The 7,935-nt window shown below is 42.8% G+C and carries 10 protein-coding genes and 1 pseudogene; 4 read left to right on the top strand and 7 right to left on the bottom strand.

The annotated features are described in order from the left end of the window. From BLQ17_RS21225 to BLQ17_RS21195, 7 genes are all read right to left on the bottom strand, one after another. Positions 1-1,220, bottom strand: a 1,220-nt coding sequence (locus tag BLQ17_RS21225; protein WP_092226208.1) for a recombinase family protein, incomplete at its 3' end; no start/stop codon positions are given. An 11-nt stretch (positions 1,221-1,231) separates the two neighbouring features. Continuing rightward, positions 1,232-2,092, bottom strand: a complete 861-nt coding sequence (locus tag BLQ17_RS21220; protein WP_176761381.1) for a PD-(D/E)XK nuclease-like domain-containing protein — start codon at positions 2,090-2,092, stop codon at positions 1,232-1,234. 16 nt (positions 2,093-2,108) lie between these two features. Continuing rightward, entirely contained in the window at positions 2,109-2,297 is a 189-nt protein-coding gene (locus BLQ17_RS21215; RefSeq protein WP_092225643.1) for a hypothetical protein, read from the bottom strand. A 13-nt stretch (positions 2,298-2,310) separates the two neighbouring features. Beyond that, on the bottom strand, positions 2,311-2,790 hold the full coding sequence (locus BLQ17_RS21210) for a hypothetical protein (RefSeq protein WP_092226204.1): 480 nt from the start codon (positions 2,788-2,790) through the stop codon (positions 2,311-2,313). A gap of 66 nt (positions 2,791-2,856) precedes the next feature. Beyond that, positions 2,857-3,054, bottom strand: a complete 198-nt coding sequence (locus BLQ17_RS21205) for a hypothetical protein (RefSeq protein WP_092226199.1) — start codon at positions 3,052-3,054, stop codon at positions 2,857-2,859. Beyond that, positions 3,051-3,518 carry a hypothetical protein gene (locus tag BLQ17_RS21200; protein ID WP_092226198.1) on the bottom strand — a complete coding sequence of 156 codons (468 nt, stop codon included), beginning with the start codon at positions 3,516-3,518 and terminating at the stop codon, positions 3,051-3,053. Before BLQ17_RS21200 ends, BLQ17_RS21205 begins: the two co-directional genes overlap by 4 nt. Before the next feature lie 100 nt (positions 3,519-3,618). Then, the gene (locus BLQ17_RS21195) at positions 3,619-3,816 is read right to left on the bottom strand and encodes a helix-turn-helix domain-containing protein (RefSeq protein WP_092226196.1); all 198 of its coding nucleotides are present in this window, start codon (positions 3,814-3,816) and stop codon (positions 3,619-3,621) included. 106 nt (positions 3,817-3,922) lie between these two features. Between BLQ17_RS21195 and BLQ17_RS21190 the strand changes: the two genes are divergently transcribed. The 4 genes and pseudogenes from BLQ17_RS21190 (at position 3,923) to BLQ17_RS21170 (ending at position 7,290) form a co-directional block, all read left to right on the top strand. Then, positions 3,923-4,588 (top strand): helix-turn-helix domain-containing protein, encoded by a 666-nt coding sequence (locus tag BLQ17_RS21190; RefSeq protein WP_092226192.1) that lies wholly within the window; start codon positions 3,923-3,925, stop codon positions 4,586-4,588. Between the two features lie 509 nt (positions 4,589-5,097). After that, positions 5,098-5,166 (top strand): annotated as a pseudogene (locus BLQ17_RS23605) (zinc-ribbon domain-containing protein); the annotation flags it as partial. 517 nt (positions 5,167-5,683) lie between these two features. Then, a complete protein-coding gene (locus tag BLQ17_RS21175; protein ID WP_092226185.1) occupies positions 5,684-6,565 on the top strand; it encodes a hypothetical protein in 882 nt (293 codons plus the stop codon). 320 nt (positions 6,566-6,885) lie between these two features. Continuing rightward, positions 6,886-7,290 (top strand): hypothetical protein, encoded by a 405-nt coding sequence (locus BLQ17_RS21170; RefSeq protein ID WP_092226183.1) that lies wholly within the window; start codon positions 6,886-6,888, stop codon positions 7,288-7,290. Positions 7,291-7,935 lie beyond the last annotated feature (645 nt).

Genomic DNA, 7,935 nt, shown 5'->3' with positions numbered 1-7,935 from the left:
CTCAAAATGTCGTATACGTATGCAGCGTGGTCCAGGATCGCGTCGGAGGTTTTTTCGTCGTATGAGGACTGGATGCGCTCTGCATTGGCGTGCCGCCACTTATCAATTTCGATTGGAGTCTTAAGTTTGTCGATCTTGGCAGTTTCCTTCTTGACCGCATCGGCATCAGCCGGCTGATCACCCTTGGCAGCAGCCGCAGTCAATTCTGCGTGATGTTCCTCGGCGAACGCACGAACCTCGGCCTTGTCGTCATCGTGCTCGAGTTCACGATTAATGACTTCATCGGCCCCAGACATCCAGAGTTCCATGGTTTTCAGATCGGATATCTCAGCTATTCCGTTAATAAGGTTCTTTACATTTGCCGGCAGGCGAAGTTTGATTTTCTTTTCAGGAGCCGGCGCCGGTTCCTGTTTTGTTTCCGGCTCTTTTTTTACCTTAGGCGCAGGTTTCGTTTTTTCGGGTTCAGGTTTTGCTTCTTCCTGCTTTTTGGCGTTGGAGAATCTGCTGTTCAGATCGTTAGCAACGTTTTTTGCTGGCTGTTGCTCCTGGCGTTCATCCGGTATATCTCGCAGTTCTTCAACAGACCGCATCCCCATAAGGAGCTCAGGAGCATACATGCGGCCGAAAAAGGTAGCTGCCCGGTACCGGAGCATGAGTTCAGGCATAGTCTGCCATTTAGACTTTGGCTTACCAAACCATCCTTCTTTTTTTGCAATAGATATAGATACCGCTGGGCCATCGAGTCTATCTCCGGTAGCAAGTTCTTTTGCCCATGCAACGCACGTTCGCTCGTCGCCATCGCCGGTAAACTCGAAACGCAGTGGGGAATACCGACCGCAACTGTTGATCATGGCAATGATAAACGTGGCCGAATAACCAGGTTTCCCATGCACGATATAAGTGTTTTGCAAGACGGCCATGGGGCTCGCGCCTATTCGCATTGCAAGTTCAAGGGCAACGATACAATCAGCGAGTTTGCCGTTTCTGTAATCATCAACGTACAGCTTGATTTGCGCCTCTTCCGTAATCCCATTTTCTTCAAGATCCTTGCGGATCGCTTTTATTTCTTCCTTGTCTATCCTGAACGCCTGTGGCACGAGCTTGCTCATAGTCAAGGTTTTAGCCATCCTCTGGCTGTTCTCGAATGCTGTGACATCAAGGAACAATGAATTTTGCGGTACCGATTGTTGTTGAATTACTACGGGCATATTTTCAGTCATGACTTTTCTCCTTAATTATAAATTACCGGCTGATTCCCTATTTTGTTTGCCGCCCAGTACGGAAGACCGATAGGAACAATCTTGTCGTTGTTGTACCCGGGCCACTGATTTTCACGCTTGAGCCTTGAATAAAGATCGAGGTTCTGCTGATATTCGGCCCTGCCCATATCGATCATCTCCGGATCCGCGAAGTAAACCGCGACCTGATACGGTTCTGATTTTTCAACGACGATAAAGAGGAAGTTATTAAAACGGTCATGTCCGAGATCCTTTCGGAATTCTGCGTTTGCCATATCAAGATAAAGCCCGGCCTGGACGTGATACCGGAAGTTGAAGCAGGACCGGGAAAAATCCTCTGGTCCGGCCTTGTCGGTGGTTTTCAGATCGACAATCAGGTCCTGGTGCATCCAGTCAGGACGAACCTTGACCAGTTCTCCTGAAAATTTTTCCAGATGATAAATGGAAGTCTCAGCCTCACCTTCCTCGAGGATTGCTGCAGCAAGGGGGTGGTTTCTGACAGCTCCGGCAATGGCAGAGATCTGTTCGTTATCTTCGACGGTAAGCACGATCTTTCCAACACTTTCCTCAACGAAAGCTGCGTACTCTGCTTTACCTGCTTTGGTTCTCCGGTCAACCTGCGGTGCTACGGCATATTCCTTGGTAAACAGTTCAGGTTCAAACACAGCTGTATGTGTAGCAGAACCGATGATCATAGGCTTGGTTGGTTCAGGTTTATTGCCGTCGATATACCGGTTCTTGTAGAGCGCGGGACACTTGGCGATAAGATCAAGGCCGGATTTACTGATGCCGGCACTAGAATGATAGGTGTTGTTATCTATATCTCTGTATATTCCTGGTTCGATTTGTTTCATTTTGTATCCCTCCCCCCTATAAGTTTTCCATTTCAATGCAGAGCTGCGCATACCTGACCAGTACCGGCGTAGATTCACTGCGCCACCCCTCGAGCTCTTCCTTTGCCTGTTTCAACAATCGCTTTCCAATTTCCCGGGAATGAGAGTATTCGCTGTCGGCCGGGAAAAGCATCTCGATGTGTTTTATTGCTTCTTCACGTGTCATGGTGCCCCCTCCCTTACCACCCGTATTCAGCAAGTTGATACAGAAAGGCGTACACACACCCAAGGGTCACGACTATCCAAACCGCTGTTTCCAAAAACACCTTCAATGCTCCAGTAAAAAACGTTTCCGATCTGAGGTGATTGAGAGTGGACCGGCACACCCTTTTTGCCGTGTGTGCTGCAGCTCGACAGCCATTCGACAACATGCCTGAACTAAAAACATGTCGAGGAGGAGTAGGCCTCTGGCTACACACATCAGGGATCACCACTGCCCCTGGTTGTCGATATGTTGCAAAAATAAATCTTTGCTGAACCAGAATGATCTTCAACAGCGCCCTGATCAGATGGTAATTCACCTTGCCATTACACTGATCCAGGATTATATTTCGTGGTGTCTTTTGCTTTTGAACATTCCCGTTACCGCGGGAACCGAGCTCATTGATTGCCGTCAATGGGCTCTTTTCTTTTGGTACAACTGCCAGGGCGTTTTCCATATTCATCTCCTTTTAGTCTTTGCCGGTACCGGCGTTAATTTGGACAAGTGATTATTTCGTCCCAACTCACCCAACAAGTTGCTTTGCAGCTTTGATTCTTGCCTTATCTCCCGACGCCAAAGCCTCACGCATAACCTGCGCTTTCTTTGCGATAGAGAGCTGTTTCCCGGGATCGTTCTGGTGATCGATTTTTTCTTCCAGACGATCAAGTCTCTCCATTATTTTTTGAAATTCTGTTTTGGTGAGAGTCACGTTATGTTTCATTGTTCGCCTCGTTCCTGTTCAACCTTGATGGTGGTTCTACGGATCTCGTCTACTGCCTCTTGTTCACAGGCCTTAATCTTTTCGATTTGACAATCGTCTTTAATCGCTTGGTGGTACGCGTTGAGAGCCGGGTAATCTGCGAGCATTTCCTTTTCCACTGTTGATAAAAGCCCCTTCGGTGAAGGAATTTTCAGATCTGGCTCAAGGGTTGTTTCCAGGTATCGTATTGCTGACCTCACCACATACCCGTAACCGGCAGCAACAAGTCGGCTGAAAAAGTCATGAGTCATTTCGAGCGGATTGCGGCAGCGCTTAGTCGTATATGTAGGGTCCTGCGCCCAGTCGTAACCTGATCGTGAATACTTTGACGCCTTGTTACCAAAACAGGCAGATATGATCTTTGGGCCAAATGCCTTCAGAGCTATGTGAAATATCTGCCAGGGTTGCAAATTGGGTTCGTTCATTGACATTTCTCTTTCTCTTTCTCTGCTTAGAGTTGCTGGTATGAAAACGACTTTTTCAGATTACAGACAAAAAGGGTTAGGTCCTGTGTGCCGCAAACGGTTACTGATAAACCTCTTCTCTTGTTGCAAATCCTTGATCAATAAGGGCCTGCTTGATCTTTTTTGCTTTACCGGCATTCCACGAGCCTCGTTTGCCATGGATCACTGCTTGAACAGTCGAATAACTAAAGCCATTGGTTGCAGCCCATTTTTTAATAGTGAGGTCTTTGGCCCACATTCTTCTACCAATCTGGTTCATGATGCTCCTTGACTTAACCGTATGGTTGTGTATCATTTCTGTGTTATGCTGTGTTTACTAAAACGTATCCATTTGGATACATTATGTCAACCTTAAAAACTCCCAAATGGATAATAATATTTCCAACCGGTTAACTTTGTCGAGGAAAAAAATTGGCAAGACCCAAGAGTACGTTGCCAATTCCATCGGTATTTCAAAGGTTTCACTGAATAGATATGAAAACGGTCACAGAAAGCCACCTCTTGACGTTGTTGTCCAATTGGCGTCTTTGTATCAAGTATCATCCGATTGGTTACTAACCGGAAAAAAGGAAGCTAACCATCAAGTAACAACCACCGATATTGGCAAACCAAACGTAGAACCGGCCCCACCGCCACATCACCCGCAAAAGCAGATACCTGTCATATCTTGGGTGCAGGCCGGAGCTTGGCAGGAGGTACAAGACCCGTTTCAACCCGGAGACTCAGATGAGTGGATTATCACCGTTGAAACAAACCATCCTCACGCGTTTGCGCTCAAAATCCGTGGTGACTCCATGGCGCCAGAATTTTCCGAGGGTGACATAGTAACCGTCGATCCAGGCGTTGAAGCGATCAACGGGAAGTATGTGATCGTGAAAAACGGTAGTGAAGAGGCTACTTTCAAACAACTGATAATCGACGGTGGCAACGTTTATTTGAAGCCGCTAAACGAACGTTATCCAGTGATCGATATGACCGGCAAAGAACTGCATATTGTTGGCGTGGTCGTGGAGAAGAGGAAGAAATATTGATGCGTTATGCGACGATGATGAAAATTCTTTCATTTGCAATGACATTGTTGACAATTCAAGGATGCGCTTACAACATATCAGAAATAGATCTGAGGAAATACGATGATGAATGTGTCAGGGAGTGTTCAAAAATTTACTCCGATTGTATTTCCGGTGGCTCAGCCGTCGGTTTTATGACCGAGACACTGAGGGGGTGTAAAGAAGCGTTTGTAGTCTGTACCAGGACGTGTCCAGTTAAACAATGAAGGTAAGGATAAATATCTCAATTCTACTGCATCGTAGCAAAATCACTTTTGTACTTTTCTTTTTATTGACATACTGTTGTGTAGGTGTTTTGTTTTAATTCCTAACGCATATTTGCGGAGGCAGCGAGGAGATCCGCTTTCATGCAGCGTGTAATTGAAGGTGATCATATGACGATGACAGTGGGATTTTTCGGTATAACGCCACTAATTGTAGCTTATGCAGTTTTTAAAATTACTTTTTAGTAGGCTAGAAATGGAGGGAAAATGAAGGCTTGCCCTAAATGCGGAACAAAAAATTTGAATAGCAAAAAATATTGTGATGAATGTGGTACTTCCCTTGGATTGATTCCGAATCAGGAAGATGATGAAAACATTTCAAATAATAGTGAAATAATAACCCAAATAAAGGTAATATCTGATAAGCTTTCTAAAATTGAACTTAATACTAAAAAGGGAAATAGCTTTGCAATTTCCGATATAAATATGCCTTTTGCATCAATGGTGGTTTTTATGATCAAATGGGCTATTGCAACGATCCCAGCAGTTATAATACTTTTTATTTTAGGTTCAATTCTTACGTCAGTATTTGGTGGTCTTTTTTCGATGATATTTGGATGGACAAATTACTGACAAACTAATAAAAGTTTCACCAAAAGACATCTAATGCCTATTAACCCGGTGGGTTTTATCAGTCATCTTTGACGATTGCACTCACCTGAATGTTCGCGGCTTTTTGATTAAACATTAGACCTAAATGCCCGCCAGTTTAATAATAAAGTGTAGCCCGTACGTTCATGCCGGCTCTGTCGCCCAGCGCTGGTCAGTGCTGCTGATTATGTTTTGGTAAATAATGATATCAACAATCGATGGTATATCTGAAGTACTTAATAGCAGAGAAAAGGCCATCTCTGTTTGGCTACTTATTCTTGTCATTTTGGGCACATTAAATTCAAAATTTAGAAGACCAATTTTAAATGTTATAACAAAATTTTTTGCCAGAAAACTTCTGCAAATATATTGTGCAATGTTTGTTTATATTTCTTTAGTAGTTTTGTTGCTAAGCTTAGTCAATGTTTGGCATATTGGCAACTTAGGTGACACTATAAAGTGGGGTGTTTTGGTAGCTTTTGTCATGCTTTTCAATTTTAAACAAGCAGAGGAACATAATTATTTTAAATCAGCATTCGTAAGTAATTTTAAAATCCTAGTTGTTATAGAATTCATTATTAATCTATATGTTTTTAGTTTGCCAGTAGAATTTTTCCTTGTGCCATTTTTAGCAATATTGGGATTCATAACTGCAATTGCAGAGTCAGATAAACAATATGATACAATAAAAAAAGCAACAAATGCTATTGTTAGTTTTATAGGTGGCATGTTTCTTATATATTCAGTATATAAGGTAATCGTAGATTTTCAAAATTTTGCCACAGTCAAAATGCTTGAAAGTTTTTATCTTCCAATCGCCTTGTCAATTACATTGATACCATTTATTTACTTAGTTGCTCTTTATAGCCATTACGAAGTTTTTTTCATCCGACTAGGCTATTTTGTAGAAGATCCCATTGTATTAAGATATGCTAAAGGGCAGACTATTTTAAATATGAATTTAAATTTAAATAAACTTGATGGATGGTCAAAATATGTAACCTCCAATTGGAGGTTTAAGGAAAAACAAGAAGTAGATGATGCTATATTAGTTTTCTGTAATCAGAATAAAAAAAATATCTAGCAAAACCATTATTAAAAAAGAACCCTCCTGAAACTCGCCTGTTACTTGACAGCCTGACTATCAATCCGGCGGGCTTTTTCATCAGCCACAACACACACTAACTATCTGATTTTAAATGATTTTAAAGTTACAAATTTAACCTAAATGCCCACCGGATTAATATTAAACTGGCGATTTTATAGATTCCAATTCGAGGTTCAGCTGGAAACTGAATATGATGTCAAACCGGACACATGGTTCAGGCGAGATCAAACCTCTATTGCCGCTGGATTAATAGTTACTGGTTGGAAATATTTTAAAAATTATATGGGAGTCTATAAATGAATAACCTTGTCAAACCATTTCTAGCATTAATTGTTACCGCCTTGCTTTCAAGTTGCTCTGTCTATATGGCCGCAGATCAACCTGATAAAAAAGACATCGATCTATTTAAAGTAGGCATACCTCGTAGCCTCTTAGTTGCCGAATTTGGTCTTCCAACAGTATCCGAAGTTCGAGATGAAGGGAAAAAATATGAAATATATGCATTCACTCAAGGTTACAGCACGGGAGCGAAAGCTGGTAGAGCAGTGTTCCATGGTGCAGCAGATATATTAACATTTGGGCTTTGGGAAGTTGTCGGAACACCAACAGAAAGTATATTTGATGGAACCCAAATGGCATACGAAGTCAGGTACGACAAAAATGATAAGATTGACCAAGTTGTTATTTTGAAAAAGAAATAACAACTATTAACCCGGTGGGTATTTCGAAACAAAAATATGTCCTACATGTTATCAATATCAATGAATAAAAGCTCATATAGTGTCACCTGAAAATACTTTATTTGTCAGCCGGATTGATATGTTTGACAGGGTCAAGGAAAAACGCAAGTTTCCCATCCGTTTTTGTCGGCTTTATTGCCTATATCTCCCTGGACATTATCAGAGGCGGAACCAGTATAACGACGGTTGCTCATACTGATATTCGCGGGTTAGATACCGCCTGACTTGGATACGTCATGGGGTTTGCCTCTCTCTAATAACAGGAGTTCGGTTCAACCTTATCCTAAAATCCGGAACGAGGGTTCCCCATACCGTGATTGCGCCTCTGACAATGTCCAGGGCCGGACTGTCAGCTTGTTTTCCTTGCCTGCCTCCTTCTCTTTGTTTTTTAGGTTTGTTAAAGCCGCTTCCCGGCATTTTCTACCGTCGGTAGCCCCGTCAAGGCTCGATTCCGAGAATGGGCTTCAAAAAAATGCTCGTCGGAGGATATTGAGGCTTGGCGGGGCGGATTAATTACCGTTTTGGATTATCAGCCCGCAGATCGGGTTTTGCCTTGCAAATCAACTTCTCTGTCGATAGACCAGATAAATGCGATTAATTCCCTGG

Source organism: Desulforhopalus singaporensis, from assembly GCF_900104445.1.
Taxonomy (GTDB): Bacteria; Desulfobacterota; Desulfobulbia; order Desulfobulbales; family Desulfocapsaceae; genus Desulforhopalus_A; species Desulforhopalus_A singaporensis.
The sequence above is the reverse complement of the archived record's forward strand: the minus strand, read 5'-3'. Positions and strand labels throughout refer to the sequence as shown.

Excerpts from the sequence above, each read along its gene's own strand:
- BLQ17_RS21195 (WP_092226196.1), bottom strand. The coding sequence starts at position 3,816 with ATGAACCAGATTGGTAGAAGAATGTGGGCCAAAGACCTCACTATTAAA.
- BLQ17_RS21170 (WP_092226183.1), top strand. The coding sequence starts at position 6,886 with ATGAATAACCTTGTCAAACCATTTCTAGCATTAATTGTTACCGCCTTG.
- BLQ17_RS21175 (WP_092226185.1), top strand. The coding sequence starts at position 5,684 with ATGATATCAACAATCGATGGTATATCTGAAGTACTTAATAGCAGAGAA.
- BLQ17_RS21205 (WP_092226199.1), bottom strand. The coding sequence starts at position 3,054 with ATGAAACATAACGTGACTCTCACCAAAACAGAATTTCAAAAAATAATG.
- BLQ17_RS21220 (WP_176761381.1), bottom strand. The coding sequence starts at position 2,092 with ATGAAACAAATCGAACCAGGAATATACAGAGATATAGATAACAACACC.
- BLQ17_RS21215 (WP_092225643.1), bottom strand. The coding sequence starts at position 2,297 with ATGACACGTGAAGAAGCAATAAAACACATCGAGATGCTTTTCCCGGCC.
- BLQ17_RS21200 (WP_092226198.1), bottom strand. The coding sequence starts at position 3,518 with ATGAACGAACCCAATTTGCAACCCTGGCAGATATTTCACATAGCTCTG.
- BLQ17_RS21210 (WP_092226204.1), bottom strand. The coding sequence starts at position 2,790 with ATGGAAAACGCCCTGGCAGTTGTACCAAAAGAAAAGAGCCCATTGACG.
- BLQ17_RS21190 (WP_092226192.1), top strand. The coding sequence starts at position 3,923 with ATGGATAATAATATTTCCAACCGGTTAACTTTGTCGAGGAAAAAAATT.